This is a genomic window from Aerococcus viridans, assembly GCF_002083135.2.
Lineage (GTDB): Bacteria > Bacillota > Bacilli > Lactobacillales > Aerococcaceae > Aerococcus > Aerococcus viridans_C.
Window position 1 is genome coordinate 900,859 of sequence record NZ_NBTM02000001.1, and the last position, 24,127, is coordinate 924,985.

A 24,127-nucleotide genomic window follows, 5' to 3' on the forward strand; every position below is an offset into this window, starting at 1 on the left:
TTAAGACACAGTAGTTGAAAGAATATGTAGTTATAGATTGAGGGTAGAAGGCAATGAAATTGTTAGAGTATAAGAATTTTGTTGTTATGTAGTTCATAGTATGGTGAATTATGAGTAATAAAAGACTATAGATTTGAATACTAAGGAAAGCATGGCTATAATGCTGAGTATTTTACCATGTGATTTGTGGGTTACTTTCAGTTTAGTAACCTAATTAAGGCTAGCAGTGATTTAGTCGATTAAATAAATAATAAGAGATTCAAGTTTATCCTTACAGGTAAACTTAATCTCTTATTACAGATTTTATTTATCATTATCATTTAATTATGCATGTTGATTATTCAGTAGAGATGGTGCTACCACCTGTAACTTTAATAATTTCTCCACTGATATAAGAAGAATCATTTGAAGCAAGAAAAACATAAGTCGGTGCAAGTTCAGCAGGCTGACCAGAACGTTCTAGTTGAGTATCTTGCCCAAAACTTTCGAGTCCACCTTCTAGCTGTCCACCATCTAATTGTAAAGGTGTCCATACTGGACCAGGTGCTACACCATTAACCCGAATGCCTTTTGGTGCAAAGTATCCAGATAATAGGGCGGTGAAAGTTGATATTGCCCCGTTAGTTACGGCGTAATCAAAGAAATGAACTGAAGGATTAAATGAATTCACGGAAGAAGTTGTAACAATTGTACTTCCAGGCTCTAAGTATTTTTCAGCTTCTTTCACTGATTCATACATACTGATAATATTTACTTGGAAGGTATCTCTCACTTGTTGCATTGGTAGATCTTCAAGTTTTTCATGAGCAATTTGTTGCGCCGCATTTAAAACTAAAATATCTAGTGCACCAAAGGCCTTAACAGTATCTGACACAATTTTAGCGCCATTTCCCTCTTCCTTAAAATCGTATGGTAATAAGAGTGCTTTACGACCTTCTTTTTCAATCAACTCTTTTACTTCCTCAGCGTCTGATTCTTCGCCTGGTAAGAAATGGATGGCCACATTGGCACCTTCTCTTGCGAAAGCGATAGCTACCGCTCGGCCAATACCTGAATCTCCTCCTGTAATTAGCGCATTACGACCGGTTAGTTTTCCTGAACCTTTATAAGTGTCTTCACCACAGTCAGGTACGGGGTTCATTTTATTTTGCAGAGCCGGTCCCTCTTGGTCTTGCTTGGGGAATCCGTCTTTATGATATAGTTCCTTTGGATTTTTTAAGTTAGACATATAAAATTCCTCCTATTTGTTCTATTCAATATTAGTTATATTATTCACTATAACAACGCTCTATTAGATTTGCAAATATTTACCATTATCTTATAAAGCGTTGTGCGATACCCTCTATTAATCTCCGATATGCATACGAAAGTTTTGTAAAAGGAAGATATAATAAATAAGAAACACAGGGTGTCGTATAAGTATCTTTAAGTCAATCAACCACTAAATGGCAAAATGAGTGAAAGTTGCATACACTAACTATAGGAAGAATTGGAGTAATAAGTTATTTATAAACAAATAGCCTATGACAGACTTAGAGTCGGTGTCATAGGCTATTTGTTTATTTAAAAGTAAGTCGGTGGCTATTTATTTAAGAGACTTGCAGCAGCACTATCTAGGTAAACAGTCACATTAGGATGTTCTTGTAACAGACTTGCAGGTACCTCTTCAGTCACAGGACCTTCAACCATATCCTTAACCGCTTGAGCTTTAGATTCACCAAAAGCGAGTAGTAGTATACGTTTAGATTGCATGATAGATGCTAATCCCATAGAGAAAGCTTTGCTTGGTACATCTTCTACAGAATCGAAGAAACGAGCATTTGCTTGAATGGTACTTTCTGCTAAGTCTACTAATTGCGTTTTCGTATAGCGAGAAGAACCTGGCTCGTTGAAACCGATATGCGCATTTTGCCCAATACCTAGAATTTGTAAGTCAATTGGATGCTCATCTAATAGTGCATTGTAGCGAGCAATTTCTGCCTCAACATCTGTTGCTAAACCGTTAGGGATGAACGTTTCTTTGAAAGGTTTCTTACTGAAAAGGTGCTTGTCCATAAAAGTTGCGTAACTTTCTGGGTGGTTAGCCGGCAAGCCAAAATATTCATCTAGGTTTAAAGCAGTTGCGTTACTAAAATCTAAGTCAGAAGATGTTAAATATTCATATAAATCTTCTGGTGTTGAACCCGTTGCTAAACCAAAAGTTGTTGCGCCGCTGGCTAATGCTTGCTCAAATTCATGGAAAACCTCTTTAGATGCTTCTTTTGCGGTATCAAAAATCTTGATATCCATAAATAATCCTCCTAAAATATGATTTTTTGATCAATACATAATCTTTACTGTCAGTTTATCATAGAAAGATTGAAACCGGAACAAGGAAAAAGTGTCATGCTTAAGTGTGCCAAACTTACATGCTGAAATCATTGTAACCGCTTCCGATTACGAATAAGATTATAGATGAATTAAACAAAGGAGGAGAACGCTTATGTCGGAGAAAACAAAAGATTCAGGTTTAAAGGCATCGGTTCAAAAATTAGGTTCTTATTTATCTAGTATGGTTATGCCCAATATCGGGTCATTTATTGCTTGGGGGATTATTACAGCACTGTTCATTCCAGATGGGTGGATGCCAAATGAAGCACTAGCAAACTTAGTAGGTCCAATGCGTGACTACCTACTACCAATTTTAATCGGTTATACCGGTGGTTCCATGGTTTATGGTCAACGTGGGGCTGTAACTGGTGCCATCGCCACAATGGGTGCGGTTGTAGGGGCCTCAGAAATTGTAACAGGTCAAGCAACAGTGCCAATGTTTATTGGGGCAATGGTTTTAGGTCCTTTAGGTGGTTGGGCCATCAAGAAATTTGATGAGAAATTCCAAGATAAAATCCCGTCAGGTTTTGAAATGTTGGTTAACAACTTCTCAATCGGGATTATCGGTTTCTTATTAGTATTAGTTGGTTTCTATGCAGTTGGGCCATTCGTTTCAGGGATGACAACCATCTTTGCAACAGGTGTAGACTGGATTATTCAAAGACGATTACTACCATTGGCTAATGTATTTATCGAGCCAGCCAAGATTCTATTCCTTAATAACGCATTGAACCATGGTATTTTAACGCCATTAGGGTCACAACAAGTAGCAGAAACAGGTCGTTCAATTCTTTACCTATTAGAAGCCAACCCAGGTCCAGGTCTAGGTATTCTATTAGCCTTTACCGTATTTGGAAAAGGCTCAGCAAGATCATCAGCACCGGGTGCGATTATTATCCACTTCCTAGGTGGTATTCATGAAATCTACTTCCCATATGTGATGATGAAACCTTTATTATTTCTAGCCGTTATTGCTGGTGGGGTATCAGGTACATTAACTTTCCAACTATTAAACGCAGCCTTAACTGGTCCAGCATCACCAGGTTCAATCATTGCTATCCTTGGTATGACAGCACCAGGTGCATACATCGGTGTTATCGGTGGGGTACTAGTTGCAACACTTGTTTCATTCTTGGTAGCGGCACCAATTATTAAAATGGACCGTGAACAAGACCAAGACAACTTTGAAGAAAGCCAAGCGGCGGCTAAAGTAGCCAAAGCAGATTCAAAAGGTCAATCAACTAAAGATACAAACGCTGGTTCAGCGTCAGTAGAAGGTGAAATTCCAGCGACAGAAGATATCAACAGCATTATTTTTGCATGTGACGCGGGTATGGGATCAAGTGCCATGGGTGCCTCTCTACTACGTAAAAAAGCGAAAAAATTAGGTTACGACATGTCGATTACCAACACAGCCATTTCTAAATTGGAAAATCAAGCGGGTGTCTTAGTTATCACGCAAGAAGAATTAACGGACCGTGCTAAACGACAAGCGCCTCTAGCTTCTCACGTATCAGTTGGAAACTTCTTAGACGGTGATCGTTACGATGAAATTTTAGGTAAAATGCAGGCAGCATCTGAAGAAGAGGCTAGTCCAGTAGCACCGACAAGTCCAGCAGCCACTACAACAGATGATGTTCATGTAGATGTGCAGTTAATTCAAGTACCTTTCCATGAAGATAAGCCGTCAGCTTCAGTCATGGCAGCATCTAACTTACGAAATGAATTGAAAAAAGCGGGCTCAAACCTTGTTGTTGAAGCAGTACCTTTTGCACAATTACAAAATAACCCGCAAACCTTGATTATCGTTGATGCAGACACGGTTCACCCTGCTAAAGAAGTGGCACCGGAAGCACAATTTGAAGAAGTTTCGAAATTATATGAGCAAAACCAGTACAACAAGCTGTTAAATAAGGTAAATTAGTCATATCGAAAACATTTAGGTTTTGACTAAGGGAGCGATGAAAGTGTATTTTACAGAGCGAGAAAAGAGCATCTTGAAACTGTTTCTGGCCTATCCAAAAGGTGTGACCCAAAAAGATATTCAAGATGAACTCGATATAAGCAAACGCACAGTGTATCGTGAAATTAGCCATATTGAAGAGTCGCTTAGACAGTTGAACTTGCGGTTAGACAAGCCAAGAAATGAAGGGTATTACCTGATTGGTAGCGATGAGGATAAGGCGGCGTTGAGGGACCAGCTCAATGCTCATCCTTATGGTGACTTATCTAAGGCCCAACGACAAAATGCCATTGCCTTAATGGTCTTGTCTGGTCAAGGGATCAGCACAGTTGAAGCCATGGCCTATGAATTTTCTGTGAGTACACGGACATTGAATACTGATATGGCTAGTGTTAAATCAAGTCTTAGTGAGTATGATATCCAAATTGAAACGTCTAGTCACGCTGACTTAACAGTTCAAGGCGAGGAAGCAGTTATTCGCCAATTAATGGTGAATCTCTTGGATTACAATATTAAAGAAATTGATTTCTTTCTTTATTTTAATCAAATGTCTGAAGAAAATCAGTTACCTCATTCAGAGGACGCTTTTTTCATTCAATTAATACCAAGAGAGATATATGAAATGGCGCATAAGGTCTTTAAGTCAGATGCGATTCATCATAAGTTGTCTAACTTACCAGATAACCAATTGAAGACGATTATTCTGAGTTTTGTGGTGAATATTTTCCGTATTCAAAATGGGCACAGTATTCATAGTGAAATTCTAGCGAAAGATCAGTCCAGTCATTTTATTCGGCTGTCGCATCAGATGTATGAAATTATTGCTAAGGAAATGAAACTAGCGATTGATTTCAATGAACGCCATATGTTTGCGCGTCAATTGGAAGGGATGAATTTTAATCGTCCGCAAAATATTTTCTCCAATAACTTTGATACGGAATTATCCTACCGCGTAGCGGAACTAACGAGAAAAATCTCTAATAAAACAGGTTATGACTTTAGACAGGACAACCGCTTGTTTGAAGATTTATTGACACATTTGAATGCAGCTTTAAAGCGTTTAGACCAAGCGATTTCAAGTGATGATATTATCTTAGATAAAATGATTGCAGGCTACCCTAATTTACATGAAGCAGTGGACCTATCATTGAAAGAGGTCTTTCCGGATGTTACCTTTACTAAGGAAGAGATGGCTTATATCATTATTCACTATGCTTCGTCTATTGAACGTCAGCCGATATCACGTAACTTAAAAATTGTTATCTTAAGTGCTGGCGGGTTTGGGACTAGCAAAATCTTGGAGAGCCGTTTTGCCAATAAGATTCCAGAAGTGAAGCAGTTGGATATTGTGAAGGTTTCGCAGATGTCGAAGGTGGATTATGACCAGTATGATTTGATTTTATCGACTAGTTTCCTGGCAGGCTTTAAATATCCATATCAGGTGATTTCGCCCTTACTTTTGGATGATGAGATTATGGCGATTCGGCAAGAAATTAAACACTTATCGCAGTCAAAAGAGCGTACCCAGGCTAGTCAACCGGCAAATGGGTCAGCGGACATGCAGTTTGAACGACTTTATCAATTGGTAAATACAGCCAATAAGATTCTAGAAAAATTTGACATTCACCAAGTCCAGTCTGGAGAAACAATAGAAGCTAGCTTATTACAAATCATCCAAGGCTTGTCCAAACAGATAGTGGATGATCCAAATCAAGTGACGAAACGAGTGATAGAACGCTATTTGGAAGCGCCCATTGGGATTCCGCATTCAAATATTGCCTTATTTCACTCAACAAATCCACATGTAAAGGAAGCTTTCTTCTCTATTTATGAATTAGACCAACCTTTTGAAATTTTGGGGATGGACCGGACGACGATTGAATTAAAAAGAATTTTATTACTATTGGCCCCCGAACCCCTATCTCGGGAAAATGAATTGTTGTTAGGTAAGATATCCTCTTCCATTATTGATAACGATTTGAATACGGAGATTTATAAGAGTGGAACAAAGGCCATTGTTTTACAATTATTGAGTGCACTATTTGTAGAAGAAACCACCACATTTGAATAAAGGATGAGACAAAAAGCGTTAAGGCGCAGACTATTTGCGAAATGGAGCTGGGACTGCTTTTTGGAGCTCGACTAAAAGGGTGCGAGTTCCGACGCCCAGAAAGGAACCGTTGGAAGATTAAGACAGTAGATGGCGAAGTCAGCTACAACTTAATCTGAAAAGCAGTCCTTTCTGGAGGGACGAGCCCGACTATACAGGGTGAGAGCTTTGGCGCTCAGGCAGGTAGCTTCTAACGCATTTAAGCGAGTAAGTGCTAAAGCGAACCCGACTAAACAGGGTGTGAGACCCAAGTGAAGTGAGTATAACTAAAGGTACAAACAAAATGATAAAAGGATGTGATCGAATGGAATTGAAAAAAGAGTTAATGCAGTTGAATAATACATTTACTTCAAAAGAGGAAGCCATTCGTGCTGCTGGCCAATTATTGGTCCAAGACGGTGCGGTTGATGCGGATTATGTAGAGGGCATGATAGAACGTGAAGGTATTGTATCAACCTATATGGGGAATTTTGTAGCTATTCCACACGGTACAGATGATAGTAAAAACCACGTGAACCATACGGCAATTTCTTTCGTGCAAGTACCAAAGGGAATTGATTTCTCTGATGACGGTAAGGAAGAAAAATTAGCTATGGCTGTCTTTGGGATTGCTGGTGTGGGTGATGACCACTTAGATTTATTATCTAAAATTGCCGTCTTCTGTTCTGACGTAGCTAACGTTGTTCGTCTCGGAGATGCAAAAACGGCTGAAGAAGTGATTGATATGTTGAAGGAGGTTGAAGCGTAAATGAAAGCTGTACATTTTGGTGCTGGTAATATTGGTCGTGGATTTATAGGTGAAATCCTACATAAGAATGGCTTTGACATTACTTTTGTGGATATTAATGAAACATTAATCGATGCTTTAAACGACCGTGAAAGTTACGAAATTGAATACGCTGATGATGCCCACCAACGCTTAACTGTTTCTGGTTTCAGTGGTATAAATAACGGGAAAAATCCTGAAGCGGTATCTCAAGCGGTAGCTGAAGCAGATATTGTGACCACTGCTATTGGGCCTAATATCCTACCTTACATTGCTGAATTAATTGCTAATGGGATTAAATTACGTCGGGAAAATGACGATACACGTCCAATGGATATCGTTGCTTGTGAGAACATGATTGGTGGGACAGACTTCTTAAATGAGAAAGTATCTGCTTACTTCGATGAGGCGGATCGTGTATACGTTGACCAATATATTGGTTTCCCCAATGCAGCGGTTGACCGTATTGTGCCTATGCAAAGTCATGAAGATCCTCTGTTTGTATCCGTTGAGCCATTCTCTGAATGGGTTATCGACCAAACAAATGTAAAAGGGACGCAAATCAAGCTAGAGGGCGTATTATACGTTGAAGATTTACTACCTTATATCGAACGTAAACTATTCTCTGTAAACACCGGGCATGCAACGACAGCTTATACAGGTAAACACTATGGTTACGAAACAATTGACCAGGCCTTAAAAGACGACAATGTCTTACAACAATTACAAGCAGTGCTAGCAGAAACTGGTGCCTTATTAATTGAAAAATGGGACTTTGACCAAGAAGCACACGCAGCTTATGCCAACAAAATCGTAGGCCGTTTCCAAAACAGCCACATTTCAGATGCTATTACACGTGTTGCCCGTACACCAATCCGTAAATTAGGTTACGACGAACGCTTTATCCGTCCAATTCGTGAGGCAAAAGAACGTGGCCTAGCTTACGACGCTTTACTTGAAACAGTCGCATACATTTTTGAATACAGTGACGCAGACGATGAACAAAGCCAAGAACTACAAAAAATGTTAGCAGACCAACCACTTGACCAAGTTATTCAAACGGTCACTGGTCTTGAAGACGCTGACTTAGTAGCTGAAATTGCTAGTAAAATTAAATAATGATCCAGGCAGGTTATTTTGAAATAACCGTATTAAGATGGGGATTGCAATGTCCGGTTGCAATCCCCTTTTTCAATGATTTGTGATAGTTATAACCGTTCAATATACGACGGAAATCGATATCTTCAAATAATTGATATGGAGGAGATTAAAAGGTAAAGTGGCTATAACTCATTGGACAGAGACCGCATAGTTTTTATCAGAAAGGACGGTGGCATATGGTTGATTTTCAACCTTCAAATAGTTTTCAATCCTTGCCAAGTCAATATTTCTCAAGTTTAACAGCAGCGATATCGAACCTTAAGAGTCGCTATGATGACGTGATCGATTTAGCGGTTGGGACGCCAGATTTACCGGCACCACAAGCCCTGAAAGAGGCGTTACGGTCGGCTATCGATAACCCGAAATATGACCGGTATGGCCCGTATCGCGGGGAAGACTTGCTGAAGCAAGCGGTGGCCAAGTTTTACCACCATCAATTTGGGGTAGACATTGATCCAGAAACAGAAGTGGCTCTATTCCACGGGTCTAAAGAGGCCATTATGAAGGTGAGTCAGGTCTTAGTCAACAAGGGGGACGGAATTTTACTGCCCAATCCTACCTATCCAGACTATCTATCGGCCATTGGTTTAACCCAAGCGGATACGATTTTTATGGACCTACTGGCGGAAAATAATTATCTGGTTGATTTTGACCAGCTTGCCCAAGGGGACCGCGACCGCGCTAAGGTCATGTACCTGAATTACCCCAACAATCCAACGGGCGCTTTAGCCACGCCGGGATTTTTCGAGGACACGGTGGCTGTAGCCAAGGACAACAAAATTTTCGTGGTTCATGACTTTGCCTACGCTCCGTATGTTTTTGACCAGGCACCCCCCCTATCATATCTTGAAACCCCGGGTGCTAAGGCAGTTGGTCTTGAGCTATTTTCTCTATCCAAGCTTTACAACATTCCAGGTTGGCGCGTCGGTTTCGCAGTGGGTAACCCGCAAGTAGTCGGCTATCTGAACAGCTTGCAGGACCATACGACAGTTGGCATGTACGGGGCTATCCAGGAAGCCGTCGCAACCTTATTAGCGGACGAAGACCAAGACTTTACTAGCAAAATGAAAGCCACTTACCAAGCTAGACGGGACGCTGTCATTCGGGAATTTGACCAAGCAGACATTCAAGTGACGCCATCCAAAGGGACCATTTATCAATGGATGCAGACACCAAAAGGGGTGGATGCAGAAACTTTTGCCCGCGCAATCGCTGAAGATGGCCATGTGGGGGTGGCCCCGGGCAATGGTTTTGGGACGGCTGGCCAAGGGTATATACGGATTGGCTTAATCGCTGATACAGCCATTTTGCAAGAAGCGGCTAGACGGATTGCCCGCGTGTATAAACAATTTTAATACTATTTAATCAAATAGAGGAGAATGACAGATGAAGAAATGGACTAAAGGGTTGTTAACGGTATTAGGGACGGCGACACTTGTATTAGCTGGTTGCGAAAATCAAGCAAGTGAATCAACAGCTACTAATGAAGATGAGACGGCAACATCGGGCTTGCTAGAAGATGGCGTCCTAACGATTGGTGTCACAGCAGGTCCCCACGAAGAAATTTTTGAATTAGTAAAAGAAAAGGCAGCAGCGGATGGTTTGGATATTGAATTAGTGGTATTCAATGATTATATTGCACCAAATACGGCCTTAGCGGACGGTGAATTAGATCTTAACTCTATTCAAACTGGCCCTTATTTAGAAACCGTGATTGCAGATACAGGCTATGAATTTACACAGGCCTTCGAAAATATCACGATTCCAATGGGGGTATATTCTGAACAGTATGATACAGTAGATGAATTACAAGAAGGCGATACGATTGCAGTACCAAATACCCCTTCTCAAGAAGGGCGCGCACTTCTAGTATTAGAACGAGCTGGTGTGATTACTTTGCCTGAAGGGTTAGGTATTGCCGCTACAGTGGATGATATTGAAGAAAATCCATTGAATTTAAACTTTATTACCGGTGATCCAGCTCAATTTATCGCCCAATTACCGGATGTTGCAGCAGCGGGCATCAACTCAAACTACATCCTAGACGCAGGCTTATCAGCTGAAGAACTAGCCATTGCCATGGAAGATCCAGAAGATACCACATGGGTAAACTGGGTTGTATCACGTACTGAGGACGCCGAAGATCCCGTCATCGCGCAACTAGAAGAATATTATAAGACAGACGAAGTTAAAACCTTTATCGAAGAAACTTTTAAAGGTGCAGTAGTTGCTTCTTGGTAAAAAGTACAGCCGTTTTTATTCGACATTCATTGGTTTTTAGCTTATTCTTTACTTATAAGTATTGGAAGAGTTCAATGTTGAAGGAGCGATAAATATGCGACAAATTGCGATCCAGTTATGTTTCAACAACCAAGCTGAAGAAGCAGTTAAATACTACACTAAAATTTTTGACCAAAGTGAGATTACCCGTGAAATCCACTATCCAATGCCTAAGGGTGAAACTGTTGCTTACGATTTTACGATCGAAAATCAAGCATTTGCAGCTTTTAATGGGGGGACTGATTTTAAAATGAACCCCTCATTCTCCTTGATGATATCGCTAGATACTGCTGAAGAAGTAGATGCCTTATACGCCAAACTGGCAAAAGGTGGAAAAGACTTGATGCCTTTGGACGCTTATCCATTTAGTGACCGCTATGCTTGGGTAGAAGATCAATTTGGTTTATCATGGCAAATTATGCTGGCACCGGACGTGCCTAAAAACCATAAAATCCGTGTATCTCTATTGTTTGCCGGTCAGTATTGTGGCCAAGCAGAGCAAGCTTTAAAGGATTATGTAACTATTTTTCAAAAGGCAGCGCCAGGCCAGATCAATTATTACCAAGAAGGTGAAGCTCAAGATGCGCGTGCTAAGGTGAATTATGCCGAGTTAAATGTTGGCGACCAACAATTAGTCTTTATGGACCATGGTTTTGGTAGTGATGAAGAGTTTTCTGAAGCTATTTCCTTCCAAATCGTTGCTGGTGCACAATCAGAAGTAGATTATTACTGGGAAAAATTATCAGCAGATGAAAAAGCTGAGTCTATGGGTTGGTTGAAAGATAGTCACGGTATTTCTTGGCAAGTAGTGCCACAAGCCTATTTGCAAATTATGGAAACTGCCACTGAAGAACAAAAGAAACGTGTACTAGATGCATTATTTAAAATGAAAAAAATGGATGTAGCCCGTTTAGAAAATGCCAAATTTGGTATCGGCTAATAAGTAATTCGGAAGTGAGACCTATATCTATTGAGACATGGGTTTCTTTGATTACAAAGGGTTTTATTTTGGTTTAAAGATATTTCGATTATTCTATATATAGAAATACAATTTAGGAAGGGGTCTTTCGATGGAATTAGGTTTATCAGGAAAGGTAGCTATTATTACAGGGGCCAGCCGTGGGATCGGATTTGAGACGGCTAAGTCATTAGCGAGCGAGGGGGCTGACGTGACAATTGTCGCCCGTCGTGAGGATCGTCTCGTCGATGCTCAAAGAGCTATTCAAGAAATTACAGGTCGCAAAGTCCACTATGTCGTTGGGGACGTAACTGCCGAAGAAGATGCTAAAAAAGTAGTTGCTGAGACAATTGATCAATTTGGTCGTATTGATATTTTAATTAATAATGCGGGTGGATCGTCTGCCCATAGTTTCGATGCAGTCGACAATGCTGAATGGCAACGAGACTTGAATATTAAAGTTTTTGGTGTAGTGAATTTTACCCGTGAAGTGTTGCCATATTTTAAGAAACAAAATTCAGGCGCTATTGTGAATTTAACCGCTATCGCTGGTAAAACTCCTCCAGCTAATTCATTACCAACGTCAACTAGCCGTGCTGCTGGTCTTGGCTTAACAAAGGAATTAAGTAAAGAATTAGGTGAGTATAATATTCGTGTGAATGCTGTCTCTATTGGTTTAGTGCGTAGTGAACAAATCGAAAAACGTTGGCAAGACAACGCTGCTGATCAAACTTGGGAAGAATTTTCTAAAAGCCAATCAGCAGATACACCTTTAGGTCGTATTGGTGAAACGGTGGAAGCTGCTAATGCCATTACTTTCTTAGTATCTGATGCAGCTTCTTATATTTCAGGTGTGGCACTCAATATTGATGGTGGTGCGGCTTCAGTCATGTAAATATGTTCTACGGGTAACGTGCTTTGTAGGAGAGGATGTTGAAATACATGAAGAATGTATATAGTATCAATATTATCAAACAAGCGCATAATGTGGACGATGGAAGTCCGCGTCATTCCTATGAAAACCAGATACTACTCTATCATTTGGATGAAGACATGCCAAAAGAAGAATTGATTCGTTTTATTAAAGAGGATAATTTGGAAGAACCCTACGAAGTGGTTGAAGGCACTTCAATCCAATGGGCGGTTGCTAAAGTGGTTGATGTTTTTGAAGTTTTAGGACTTGAAGGTCAATTTGACGAAGGACAAGAGGTATATAGTAGATTTTTCCCGGATGACTATGATTTAGCGGTTATTTTAGAAAAGTATTTCCCAGATTATGTGTTTGAGGATGCAAAAGAATAAACGTCTAGGTTGATTATCAGTGAGATAGATTAAAAAAGGAAAAGGTTTAACCCTTTTCCTTTTTGCGTCCAAATAGGATTTGTAAGTCGATGGTTATACCGTCTAAAGTCATGGCTTCTGTAACTTGGTCTTCACTGGCGTGCCACATTAACGGTGTCATTTGAATTAAATCGCGTAACTGCTCTTTATTTAATGGTCGATATTGTTGGTAGTGGCTATGACCAAAGTCATTGAAGGCTACTTTAAATTTAGAGATGGATGCAGAAGCGTCTTGTTTTTGTTCATTCACTGGTAGAGTGATTTCCCGTAATTCTTTTAAATAGTTAGGGCCGGGTACAATTTTTAGGGCCCAACCTTGGTCTGAAAGTGCTCGGTTTAGTTCAGCGTAGTTAGAGGGCGAAAGGATGGTTAGCGTACCCTCTACTTGTCCATCTTTAAAGGGTAATTTACTTAAATCAGCGACCATCCAAAGGGCGTTAGTATAGTGTTTGGCAGCGGAAAGGACACCGTCTTTAGCTAAGTCTAAGCCTAAGAATTGTGGCATTTGATCTTGATTATTGGCCACATGTGCCTGCCAAGTTTGTGCTAGCTGATGCAGGTGGCTACCTCCTCCAGTGCCTAAGTCAATTAGGTTGCTAACTTGCGTCAAGTCTACCCCTTTTTCAATTAATAGGTCTAAGATTTGTTGGTAAACCCCGGCGTATAGATTTGCGTCTTGCATGATTCGTTGGCGAGCAGTGAATAGCTCGCTGTTGTAGTGTGCTTCTTGGTGATTAGGTGCAAGGTTAATATAACCTTGTTTAGCGATGTCAAAGCTGTGATTGTGATCGCAACGGACTTGATTATGGCTAAAAGAAAGATTGCTTTTGCAGATAGGGCAGGTCATGCGCGTAGCCCAGTAATTAAATTTTTGAATTGCTTGTGTTCGTTTTGATTCCATAGGTCACCTTTTTTGAATTTGTCATAGTTCTCACTTTTATTATAGCATGTTAGAATAGACTTATTAATGGTGATCCATATGTTTAATGCTGGCTGTCTTTATTTTCATGCTAGCTATTCATAATGGTTTGAGAAGTGAGGGAATATGCGAAATAGAAATAAAAGATGGCTATATAGCGCATTTATAGCGAGTGTTATGAGCCTGTTGCATGTGATGTTAGAGATGTGGTTCCCAAATCCAAGTTTTCAAGCAATTCTTGGAGATGGTATAGCGGTTCAACACGGGTTCTATTATCCAGCTTTATTCATAATTTATTTAGTGATTTATACGTTCATGACGTATGCGTATTATTTGGTTGACTTTCGTTTACCAGGAACGAAAGGGACGAAAGTAATGCTTTATATCGTCTCCGAATTGTTGATTTTCTTAGTTTACAGGGCTGAACCATTGCCACATTTAGTGGAGATGGACTGGGTGATCAATCCGATTAAAGCAATTTTGATTTTTATGATACAGGGTCAGCTGATTTACCGGTTAATGGCTCGCCAACGGTTGATGTATAAGCCAAAACCTTTTTTTTATACGAGAGGTTTGCATGTCTACATACTGGTTTTTGCGATTATGAGGCTAGTGGCTTATCTAGGCCTAGATATTTATGGAGCGGATGATGGGCAGTTACCAGTAGCTATTCTTTGGGCCGGTATTATGGGGCTTGCGATTGGCTTATCTTTTGGAGCAGTGCAGCGGTTTATTATACGTCAAAATCAGATTGGCAAGACCAACCAATTTGCCCTACAATTTTTTGCTTGGATTGCAGCAGCCAATTATGCCATGATGTATCTACGTTATGATGTCGGCATTTTTGACTTACTAGCTCGTCTAGGACTGGATATTGCAGCTGTTTGGATTGCGACATTTATCGTTCTCCATTGGCAAATCAATGAACGAACACCTGTATATCCATTAGACACAAATTCACAAATATAAGTAATTATTGGCTGGGATCCTGTTGTCCTAGCCTTTTTCTTTTACAAAAAAATACCCGCTAATAAGCTGCGGGTAATAAGGTTGTATTATGCTTCTTGTTCTTCCGCGTATACTTGGTCTAAAACTTGTTGGAATACTTCAACAGGTTGGGCCCCATGTACAGCATATTTATTATTGAATACAAAGAATGGTACACCTTGGACGCCAACTTCACCGGCATGGAAGATGTCAGCAGTAGTTTCAGCTTTGAATTCGTCTTCGCTGGCTAAAATCTCACGGACTTTGTCGCCGTCTAAACCAACAGATTCAGACAAGCTAATAATAGTGTCTTCATCGCTGATTAAAGCACCTTGTTCAAAATATGCAGTGTAGAATGCTTTGAAGTATTCGTCATCTTTGCCTTGTGTCTTCGCATATTGGAATACACGGTGGGCTGGCATGGTATCTGCCATTTTCATGATATCAAAATTGAAGTCTAAGCCAGTAGTAGCTGCCATTTGTTTGACTTGGTCATTCATTTGTTTCGCTTCTTCAGGTGTAGTGCCTTTTAAGTCAGCAAATGATTCGTAGAAGTTCTTATTTGGATCATATTTTGCACCAGGCATTAATTCAAATGATTTGTGCTCAATTGTAATTTCATCAGCGTGGGCAAAGTTGTCCATTGCGCGTTCTAAATGTGCTTGTCCAATGTAGCAGAATGGACATACAAAGTCAGACCAAATGGTAATTTCCATGTAGATGAATCCCTCCCTTATAGTAGTTTATTTGTGATCTTTGGTTGTTTGATCATTTTTTGCATCTTTTTCTTGATTATCTTTTTCCTTATCGCCATCTCCATCACCGTCAATATTAACGATAGAGGCAAATAAGTCTTCTAACTCAGTAGATTTGCGGTTTTCGATACCCATGGTAACGCTCCTCTCTACAATTTACTTATAGTAAGTATTATAAGCGTGTCTGTTCTGGAATGCAAAGACTAGTATCTAGGTGAAGGGGATTGCCAATACTGAGACAGGTGCTTAGATATTCGCCTTTATTAGCGATAACAAAAAGGTCAAAGAAAATGTCTACATTTCCTTTGACCTCATCTTATATATAAAATTAATGCTAAAATCTAGTATTCATAACCGTGTGGGTTATCGAATAAATCTAGACCTTTCAAGTCCTCCACATTTTGTGAGCCTGTTAATTGCATTACACGTGTTAAGTCTTTTTGGAAGTAGTCAAGTACTGAGTAAGCACCTTGCCAGCCACCTAAAGCTAAACCAAATAAGACTGGGCGACCTAAAGCAACAACGTCTGCACCTGAAGCTAGCGCTTTGGCAACGTGTTCACCACGACGTACACCTGAATCAAAGACGATTGGTACACGTTTGTTAACACGTTCTGCAATAGCTGGAAGGGTGTCAAATGAACCAGGAGCTTCATATAATTGACGAGCACCGTGGTTAGATACCCAGATACCTGATGCACCAGCTTTGATTGCCATATCTGCATCTTCAGGATGTTGAATACCTTTAACAAATACTGGTAATCCAGAATGAGCGGCAATTTCCTCAATATCTCTTGGTGAGATTTTTTGTTTTGAAGCACCGTAGATATTGTTTAATGACATACCTTCTGCTGTACCACGTAAGTATCGTTGAACAATTGGCATACCAAATGGATAAACGAATTTATTCTTCACATCACGGTCGCGGTTACCAGAAACAGTTGAGTCAGCTGTAAGGATAATAGCAGTTGCACCATCAGCTTTTGCTTCATCTAAGATATCACGGTTTTGTTGGTCATCTTTAGCCATGTAGATTTGGAACCAACGAGGTCCGCCATTTAAGCCTTCAGAAATTTCTTCAAATGTTGCACCAGAATAAGCTGAGATGGACATGATTGTACCAAATTCTGAAACGGCACGTGCAGTACCTGCTTCTTTAGTAGCGTGGGCTAAGCCATGCGCAGCAATTGGTGCCATGATGAATGGGGCTTTAATTTTATGACCTAAAATTTCAGTACTTGTATCGGGCGCTTCAACATCTTGTGCTAGACGGGGGTATAGTAATTTATGTTTCCAAGCACGGTCATTAGCGCGTTTAGTCCACTCATCACCAGATGCACCGGCAATATAGTTAAAACCACCATGTGGTACCACTTTACTTGCTTCTTCTTCTAAGTCGTAAGTATTGACAACATCAATGTACTTCACCTCAGTAGGTGCATTATATTCAATGTCATTGTTATTCATTATATTCTCTCCTCCTAAATGTAAAATAAATATAGCAAGACAAATCTATCAACATTCCTATTTTAGCGCTTATTTTGGCAAAAGGGAATGATTTATAAATCGTTTTAAAATCAACATTTGCAAGGTACCCCTAAAAAAACCTTGAATTGTTGCGTTTTTATAAGTATTCAAAGAAATATTGTATCAAGCTAAAAGAAAAAAAGAATACAAAAATGTTTCTAAAAAGTAAGAAAAAAGACCAGAGAACCTGGTCTTTAGGTATAGCTAATAATATTAGTCTAATGATTTAGATCATGGCCAAGATGATGAAATTAGCTAAGAACAAGAATGATGCAGCCCATAAGATGGGGTGAATTTCCTTTGTTTTCCCTAGTGCTACTTTCACGATGCAGTAAGTGATGAAACCTGCTGCAATACCATATGAGATTGAGTAAGCATAAGCCATAAATACTGAAGCGAAGAAGGCAGGAATTGCAACCTCTAAGCTAGTCCAGTCAATCTCACGAATAGCTGACATCATCATAATACCAACGATAATTAAGGCTGGTGCAGTTGCAGCACTTGGTACTAAACCAACGAAAGGTGAGATGAAAGCACATAAGAAGAAAGCAATAGCAACAAATACAGACGTTAAACCTGTACGGCCACCTAATGAAATACCTACAGTAGATTCAGCATAAACAGTTGTATTTGAAGTACCGAAGACCGCACCTAATGAAGTACCAACAACGTCACCAAAAAGTGCTTTATCTAGTTTAGTGTTCATGACGCTTGATTGGTCCATGTTGTCGATGTCTTCTTTAGTGAAGATACCTGATGCTCGACCAGTTCCGATGAAGGTACCGATTGTATCGAATACGTCAGATAATGAGAAGGCAAAGATTGTCATGATCACTAATGGGTAACGAGATGGATCAGAGAAAAGTGAAAGTAAGCCTTCTTGACCAAAAGCAGCACCGAAAGTTACACCTAAGTCTTGGAAGGCTGCGCCTAAACCAGATTGGTCAAAGTTAACGGTGGCTAAAACAGCTGGGTTTAAAATAACGTAGATTGCTGAAACAGCAACGATTCCGATTAATATTGCCCCTTTTACATTTTTTAATAATAAAATGATGGTTAAGATTAAACCGAATAAAGCTAATAATGAGGTTTGATCTGTAAAAGTTGAAATCGCTGGAAGTGTTGAACCAGTTGAGTTGATTGTAGCCAAGCCACCTTCAAAAACAGATTGAGTGGCATCAAATGGTTGACCGTTAACAGCTGTGATGTTTGCTGCTTCAGTTGTAAAGTTGATGAAACCAGCATTTTTAACACCAATGTAAGCAACGAATAGACCAACACCAGCTCCAATTGCATGTTGTAATGAGTCTGGAATTGCTTTAATAATTAATTGACGGAATTTAGTTACTGTGATGAAGATGTTGAATAAACCACAGATAAATACCATTGCCAATGCTTCTTGCCAAGTAAAGCCTAGTGAGAAAACTACTGTATAAGTAAAGAAAGCATTTAATCCCATACCTGGTGCTAATGCGTAAGGTACGTTAGCAAATAATCCGATAAATAATGTCGCTAAAGCTGATGAAATGATGGTGGCTAAGAATACTCCTTGGTAAGGCATACCCGTTTGAGATAAAATTGCTGGGTTTACAAAAATAATGTAACTCATTGCAAAGAAGGTTGATAAACCGGCAATCAATTCCGTTGAAAAGTTTGACCCATTTTCCTTCAATTGGAAAAATTCCTCTATTTTTTTCACTTTTCTTGCTCCTTTTATGAATTTAATTAACTACTTCTATCATTATAAAGACTCGTCTGGAAAAATCAATACTAAACACGAATATTTATTCAAATTAATTTTCAATCGTTCGCAAAAATCATTCTATATGTATAAGTTTCGATTATTCACGGGCAAAAAAGCTTTTTAAGGTTTGTTAAACTGGTAAGGTCATTTTTACTACTTATAAGGATGCTTATGGTGAGTAATTTGATGCACGTATGCTAGAATGAAGATAGCAAAAAGAGTCGCAGATAACATAGGAGGTCAACCATGGCTAAAGTAACGAATTTAACGTTACGTCACAAAACGTTGTATAAGTTATTTGTTCGCAATTTTACAAAAGAAGGGACTTTCAAATCGATTATTCCAGAGCTTCAACGTTTAAAAGATTTGGGCGTAGACATTATTTTACTGCAGTCTATTTTTCCAACTACTGACTTGAGGGTTGCTGATAATTTGGAAGGTAATCCAATGATCGTGAAAAATATCTCTGAGGTTTCCCAGCAGTATGGGAGCCTAGATGATTTTCAAGAATTAGTGGATAGTATCCATGAGATGGGTATGCAAGTGATGTTAAACCTACAATTATTCCATTTAGCAAAGGATTCGGAGTTAGTTAAAGAACATCCTGAATATTTCCTACATAATGAACAGGGTGAAATGATTTCTCGATTGGACATCTATGATAGTTCATACGATTTAGACTATACCAACCCTAAATTATGGGATTACATCATTGAAAATCTAAAATATTGGGCTAAATTTGTGGATGGGTTTGCGGCAAACCATGCCCAACTAGTTCGTCCTGAATTTTGGGCATCAGCACGGGCTGAAGTGGAGGATGTTCATCCATATTTCTATTGGGTGGCTGCGACCATGCCATTATCAATCCTAACGAAGTTACAGCAAATGAATATGCTTTATTGGACAGAAGGGGAATTATATCCTAACTTTGACGTAGTTGATCAAATTCCAGGTGCTTTCTATAAAAATCGTTTTTATCATGGAGATATGTCCTTGGAAAATTTTGTTGGTACCTTAAATTACCAAGAGTTGATGTTGCCAAATACATACGTAAGTATGCGTTCTTTAGAATTTGAGGAATTCCCACGCTTTGCAGAATTTGTTAAACCAGGTAGTGAACTAGAAAATTGGACAGCTTTTTCCTTTTTCCAAAAAGGGATAGCTAGCGTATTTATGGGGCAGGAGTATGGATCAAAGGAACGATTTAACTTCCAAAGCGGTGAAACGATTAACTGGGCTATTAATCAAGATTTAACCCCGTTGATCAATCGTATGTCACAAATTAAGAAACGAGAAGTATGTAAGAGTGGCTATTATACGATTATGCCTGCTGGAAATTCAACAGTGGTACTTTCTTACCATTATTATACGCAGCATTTGTTTGGTATTTTCAAATTGAAAGAAGAAGAACAAGTTGCTGAAATTGAACTGGGTATACCTGATGGAGAATATAAAGATGAAATTTCTAAAGCTAATTATCAGGTTGTGAATGGTCGTGTAACGTTTGGGGAGAAGCCAGTTGTCATTTCATATGAAGGTGATATGAGACTGCCAGAATATTTTAAAAAAGATGGAGGAAATGCATAGATGTATAAATTAATCGCATTTGATATTGATGGGACTTTAGTAAATTCAAAAAAAGAGGTGTCTCAAGCGACCAAAGAAGCGCTTCATAAATTGCATGATGCGGGTATCCATGTAGTTATCTCATCAGGTCGGCCTTATAAAGGCGTACTATTAAATGCAGATTTAGTTGGCCGTGAGATCGTACCATTTGTTTCTTGTTTTAATGGTGGCTTAGTAAAAGAAGTAGCAACTGATCGTACTGTCTTTTCACATGCCTTAACCAACGGTGAATTACAAAGTTGGGTTGAATTAGCAAAGGCACACGATTTAGATGTGCATGCCCACGATGATCAATATGTGATTGTACAAGATGCACCTAAAGATCAATATGTAGATGTTGAGTCTACATTGAATGAGATGCCAATCAGAACAGTTGATTTCTTTGATGGGGAAGTTACGGCACCAAAAGTGATGATTACTGCTGAACCAGGAAAATTAGATACTTTTATCGCAACATTGGACCCTGAATTGTTCGAAAAATACTCGATCATGAAATCTGAGCCATTCTTCTTAGAAATTATGCCAAAAGGCGTTGACAAAGGAGAAGCTTTAGCTAAGTTAGCAGAAAGCTTAGGTATTGATCAAAGTGAAACAATGGCCTTTGGTGATCAAGCGAATGATTTATCCATGATTAAATGGGCTGGTTGTGGGGTTGCGATGGGTAATGCAATTGATGAATTAAAAGACAATGCCCAATACGTAACAGCATCCAATGATGATGAAGGGATTGCAAAAGCATTAGAAAAATTGGTCTTCGCCGCAGAATAAAATTTTGCGTGACCAGTAAGTTCTAACGACTATAAATAGTGATTTTAGAGAATTTTTGTTATACTGACAGTATGACAAGCTGTCAGCTTTAAATGAGAAATTGAACAGATTTTTAAGGAGTGAAATGAATGTTTGACAACACGGATATTTTAGCAACAAACGCTATTCGTGCTTTAAGCACAGATATGGTGGATAAGGCGAATTCTGGACACCCAGGTTTACCTTTAGGTGCTGCACCAATGGCATATGCCCTATGGTCTAAACACCTGCGTCAAAACCCACAACACAGTAAGTGGACTAACCGCGACCGATTTGTATTATCGGCTGGACATGGTTCCGCAATGCTTTATAGCTTACTTCACTTATCAGGATTTGATGTATCTTTAGAAGATACGAAAAACTTCCGTCAATTCGCTTCGAAAACCCCTGGACATCCAGAGGTACACGTAACTGACGGTGTAGAAGCAACAACAGGTCCATTAGGTCAAGGTTTTGCTAATGCAGTAGGTATGGCAATGGCAGAAGCGCATGACGCTGCTGTTTACAATAAAGACGGTTTTAACGTTGTGGATCATTTTACTTACACCCTAGTTGGTGACGGTGACTTGATGGAAGGTGTGACGCAAGAAGCAGCATCTTTAGCTGGTCATTTAAAACTGAACAAATTAATCGCTTTATACGATTCAAACGACATTTCATTAGACGGTCCTACTTCTAAAGCCTTTACTGAAAATGTTGGTGATCGTTTCAAAGCTTACGGCTGGGAACACATTTTAGTGAAAGATGGTAACGACTTAGATGCCATTAACACTGCAATTGAACAAGCTAAAGCCAACACTGTCCAACCAACATTGATTGAAATTAAAACAATTATTGGTTTCGGTGCTGAAAAACAAGGTACATCTGGCGTTCACGGTGCACCGTTAGGCGCAGAGGGGTCTACTTTTGCTAAGCGAAAATTTGGTTGGACATATGATGCATTTGATATTCCACAAGAAGTTTATGACCGCTTCAATGAAGTCGTAGCTTCTCGTGGTCAATCTGAAGAAGAAGCTTGGAACAAGCTATTTGCTGACTATAAAGCAGCTTACCCAGACTTAGCGGCTCAATATGAACGTGCTTATGCAGGTAAATTACCTGAAGGTTGGGAAGCAAATATTCCTGTATACGAAGTTGGCCAAGCAGCAGCAAGTCGTAAAACCTCTCAAGCAGCTATTCAAGAAATTGGAAAAGCTTTACCAGAATTCTGGGGTGGGTCAGCTGACTTATCTTCATCTAACAACACAATGAACGATGCAGACGAAGAATTCCAAGCAGGTTCATACCAAGGCCGTAACATTTGGTATGGTGTGCGTGAATTTGCAATGGCTGCAGCTATGAACGGTATTGCTTTACACGGCGGTTCTAAAACATACGCAGGTACATTCTTCGTATTCTCTGACTACTTACGTCCAGCAGTTCGTTTAGCGGCAATCTCTAAATTACCAGTGACTTATGTATTTACGCATGACTCAATTGGTGTTGGTGAAGATGGTCCTACTCATGAACCAGTTGAACAATTAGCTTCATTCCGCGCAATGCACAACGTAAATGTTGTTCGTCCTGCAGACGGAAACGAAGTAGGTGTGGCTTGGAAATTAGCTTTAGAATCAGAAGAAACACCAACAATGTTAGTCTTAAGTCGTCAAGACTTACCGGTTATTGAAGGGACTAAAGAAAACGCTGAAGAAGGCGTTCGTAAAGGTGCTTACGTGATTTCACCAGCTGCTGGCGAACAAGAAGGTGTCTTAATCGCGACTGGTTCGGAAGTGAGCTTAGCGATTGAAGCGCAAACGCAATTAGCCGAAGAAGGCATCAACGTATCTGTTGTTTCTATGCCGTCTCAAGAAATCTTCGATGCACAAGACGAAGCTTATAAAGAGTCTGTATTGCCAAAAGCAATCACTAAACGTGTAGCTGTTGAAATGGGTTCTTCATTCGGATGGGCTAAATACACTGGCTTAAACGGTGCAATTGTTGGTATTGACCGCTTTGGTGCTTCAGGTAAAGGTGCTTTAATCCAAGAAGAATACGGCTTTACACCTGAAAATGTTGCCAATGCTTATAAGGGTCTAGCTGACTAATTCGTCAGCTACCACCTTTGTCACTACGACAGTTATGAATTAGCTAACAGGAGGCTTTTGAAAAAATGAAATTTTTCTTAGATACTGCAAACATTGATGAAATTAAACGAATTAATGACTTAGGTTTAGTTGACGGTGTAACAACTAACCCATCTCTAGTGGCTAAAGAAGGACGCGATTTTGAAGAAGTAATTAAAGACATCGCTGGTACAATTGATGGTCCAGTTTCTGCTGAGGTTACTGGTTTAACTTACGAAGAAATGGTTGAAGAAGCACATGCAATCGCTAAATGGGCTGACAACGTTGTTGTTAAAATCCCTATGACCGAAGCTGGTTTGAAAGCTGTTAATACACTTTCTAAAGAAGGTATCAAAACTAACGTTACCTTAATTTTCTCAGTTTCTCAAGGTTTAATGGCGGCTAAAGCTGGTGCAACTTACATTTCACCATTTATCGGTCGTATCGATGACTTAGGTCAAGATGGCTTGAAATTAATTGCTGAATTACGTGGAGTATTGGATATCTACGGTTACGAAGCTGAAATTATTGCGGCATCTATCCGTCACATTGCCCACTTTGAAGGTTCTGCTTTAGCGGGTGCTCACATTGGTACTATCCCAGGTAGCCTATTCCCTAAATTATGGGGTCACGTCTTAACTGACAAAGGTATCGAAGGCTTTACAGCCGACTGGGAAGCTTACCAAAACCGCGACAAATAATTTATTATCAA

General features: G+C 39.6%; 21 protein-coding genes. 14 read left to right on the forward strand and 7 right to left on the reverse strand.

The features are described 5' to 3' along the window. Positions 1-337 precede the first annotated feature (337 nt). Positions 338-1,228 carry an SDR family oxidoreductase gene (locus A6J77_RS04435; RefSeq protein WP_083068532.1) on the reverse strand — a complete coding sequence of 297 codons (891 nt, stop codon included), beginning with the start codon at positions 1,226-1,228 and terminating at the stop codon, positions 338-340. A gap of 353 nt (positions 1,229-1,581) precedes the next feature. Beyond that, entirely contained in the window at positions 1,582-2,289 is a 708-nt protein-coding gene (locus A6J77_RS04440) for a glucosamine-6-phosphate deaminase (protein ID WP_083068534.1), read from the reverse strand. A 193-nt stretch (positions 2,290-2,482) separates the two neighbouring features. On the opposite strand from A6J77_RS04440, the gene A6J77_RS04445 reads away from it, so the two are divergent. From A6J77_RS04445 to A6J77_RS04485, 9 genes are all read left to right on the forward strand, one after another. After that, positions 2,483-4,294, forward strand: coding sequence for a PTS mannitol transporter subunit IICB (locus tag A6J77_RS04445; RefSeq protein WP_083068535.1), 1,812 nt, complete (start codon positions 2,483-2,485; stop codon positions 4,292-4,294). A gap of 37 nt (positions 4,295-4,331) precedes the next feature. Further along, a complete protein-coding gene (locus A6J77_RS04450; protein WP_083068537.1) occupies positions 4,332-6,404 on the forward strand; it encodes a BglG family transcription antiterminator in 2,073 nt (690 codons plus the stop codon). A gap of 343 nt (positions 6,405-6,747) precedes the next feature. After that, positions 6,748-7,191, forward strand: a complete 444-nt coding sequence (locus A6J77_RS04455) for a PTS sugar transporter subunit IIA (protein WP_083068539.1) — start codon at positions 6,748-6,750, stop codon at positions 7,189-7,191. After that, positions 7,192-8,328: a mannitol-1-phosphate 5-dehydrogenase gene (locus A6J77_RS04460; protein ID WP_083068541.1), complete on the forward strand. Its 1,137-nt coding sequence runs from the start codon at positions 7,192-7,194 to the stop codon at positions 8,326-8,328. A 218-nt stretch (positions 8,329-8,546) separates the two neighbouring features. Continuing rightward, positions 8,547-9,725, forward strand: coding sequence for an aminotransferase class I/II-fold pyridoxal phosphate-dependent enzyme (locus A6J77_RS04465; RefSeq protein WP_083068542.1), 1,179 nt, complete (start codon positions 8,547-8,549; stop codon positions 9,723-9,725). Positions 9,726-9,756: 31 nt separating this feature from the next. Beyond that, complete coding sequence (locus A6J77_RS04470; RefSeq protein ID WP_069285450.1) at positions 9,757-10,611, forward strand: MetQ/NlpA family ABC transporter substrate-binding protein; 855 nt, start codon at positions 9,757-9,759, stop codon at positions 10,609-10,611. Positions 10,612-10,705: 94 nt separating this feature from the next. After that, positions 10,706-11,590: a VOC family protein gene (locus A6J77_RS04475; protein WP_083068544.1), complete on the forward strand. Its 885-nt coding sequence runs from the start codon at positions 10,706-10,708 to the stop codon at positions 11,588-11,590. A 130-nt stretch (positions 11,591-11,720) separates the two neighbouring features. Then, entirely contained in the window at positions 11,721-12,503 is a 783-nt protein-coding gene (locus tag A6J77_RS04480; protein ID WP_083068546.1) for an SDR family NAD(P)-dependent oxidoreductase, read from the forward strand. Positions 12,504-12,550: 47 nt separating this feature from the next. Continuing rightward, a complete protein-coding gene (locus A6J77_RS04485) occupies positions 12,551-12,910 on the forward strand; it encodes a hypothetical protein (protein ID WP_227645117.1) in 360 nt (119 codons plus the stop codon). Positions 12,911-12,956: 46 nt separating this feature from the next. Here the strand turns inward: A6J77_RS04485 and A6J77_RS04490 are convergent, their stop codons facing one another. Further along, the gene (locus tag A6J77_RS04490) at positions 12,957-13,850 is read right to left on the reverse strand and encodes a putative RNA methyltransferase (RefSeq protein WP_083068549.1); all 894 of its coding nucleotides are present in this window, start codon (positions 13,848-13,850) and stop codon (positions 12,957-12,959) included. A 213-nt stretch (positions 13,851-14,063) separates the two neighbouring features. Between A6J77_RS04490 and A6J77_RS04495 the strand changes: the two genes are divergently transcribed. Next, the gene (locus A6J77_RS04495) at positions 14,064-14,837 is read left to right on the forward strand and encodes a hypothetical protein (protein ID WP_083070244.1); all 774 of its coding nucleotides are present in this window, start codon (positions 14,064-14,066) and stop codon (positions 14,835-14,837) included. A gap of 86 nt (positions 14,838-14,923) precedes the next feature. Here A6J77_RS04495 and A6J77_RS04500 read toward each other — a convergent pair whose 3' ends face one another. The 4 genes from A6J77_RS04500 to A6J77_RS04510 form a co-directional block, all read right to left on the reverse strand. After that, a complete protein-coding gene (locus A6J77_RS04500) occupies positions 14,924-15,571 on the reverse strand; it encodes a DsbA family protein (protein ID WP_083068551.1) in 648 nt (215 codons plus the stop codon). A gap of 27 nt (positions 15,572-15,598) precedes the next feature. Then, positions 15,599-15,745 (reverse strand): hypothetical protein, encoded by a 147-nt coding sequence (locus A6J77_RS09350; RefSeq protein ID WP_193756637.1) that lies wholly within the window; start codon positions 15,743-15,745, stop codon positions 15,599-15,601. Positions 15,746-15,951: 206 nt separating this feature from the next. Then, a complete protein-coding gene (gene lctO / locus A6J77_RS04505) occupies positions 15,952-17,076 on the reverse strand; it encodes an L-lactate oxidase (RefSeq protein ID WP_083068553.1) in 1,125 nt (374 codons plus the stop codon). 286 nt (positions 17,077-17,362) lie between these two features. Next, positions 17,363-18,826 (reverse strand): NCS2 family permease, encoded by a 1,464-nt coding sequence (locus A6J77_RS04510; RefSeq protein WP_193756668.1) that lies wholly within the window; start codon positions 18,824-18,826, stop codon positions 17,363-17,365. Between the two features lie 300 nt (positions 18,827-19,126). Here A6J77_RS04510 and A6J77_RS04515 point away from each other — a divergent pair, with 300 nt between their 5' ends. The 4 genes from A6J77_RS04515 to fsa all read left to right on the forward strand — a co-directional run bounded on the left by A6J77_RS04515 (position 19,127) and on the right by fsa (position 24,116). Continuing rightward, positions 19,127-20,467 (forward strand): alpha-amylase family glycosyl hydrolase, encoded by a 1,341-nt coding sequence (locus A6J77_RS04515; RefSeq protein ID WP_083068557.1) that lies wholly within the window; start codon positions 19,127-19,129, stop codon positions 20,465-20,467. Further along, on the forward strand, positions 20,468-21,274 hold the full coding sequence (locus tag A6J77_RS04520) for a Cof-type HAD-IIB family hydrolase (protein WP_083068559.1): 807 nt from the start codon (positions 20,468-20,470) through the stop codon (positions 21,272-21,274). Between the two features lie 128 nt (positions 21,275-21,402). Further along, complete coding sequence (gene tkt / locus A6J77_RS04525; protein ID WP_083068560.1) at positions 21,403-23,397, forward strand: transketolase; 1,995 nt, start codon at positions 21,403-21,405, stop codon at positions 23,395-23,397. Positions 23,398-23,462: 65 nt separating this feature from the next. Then, positions 23,463-24,116, forward strand: a complete 654-nt coding sequence (fsa, locus tag A6J77_RS04530; RefSeq protein WP_083068562.1) for a fructose-6-phosphate aldolase — start codon at positions 23,463-23,465, stop codon at positions 24,114-24,116. The last annotated feature ends 11 nt before the right edge of the window (positions 24,117-24,127 follow it).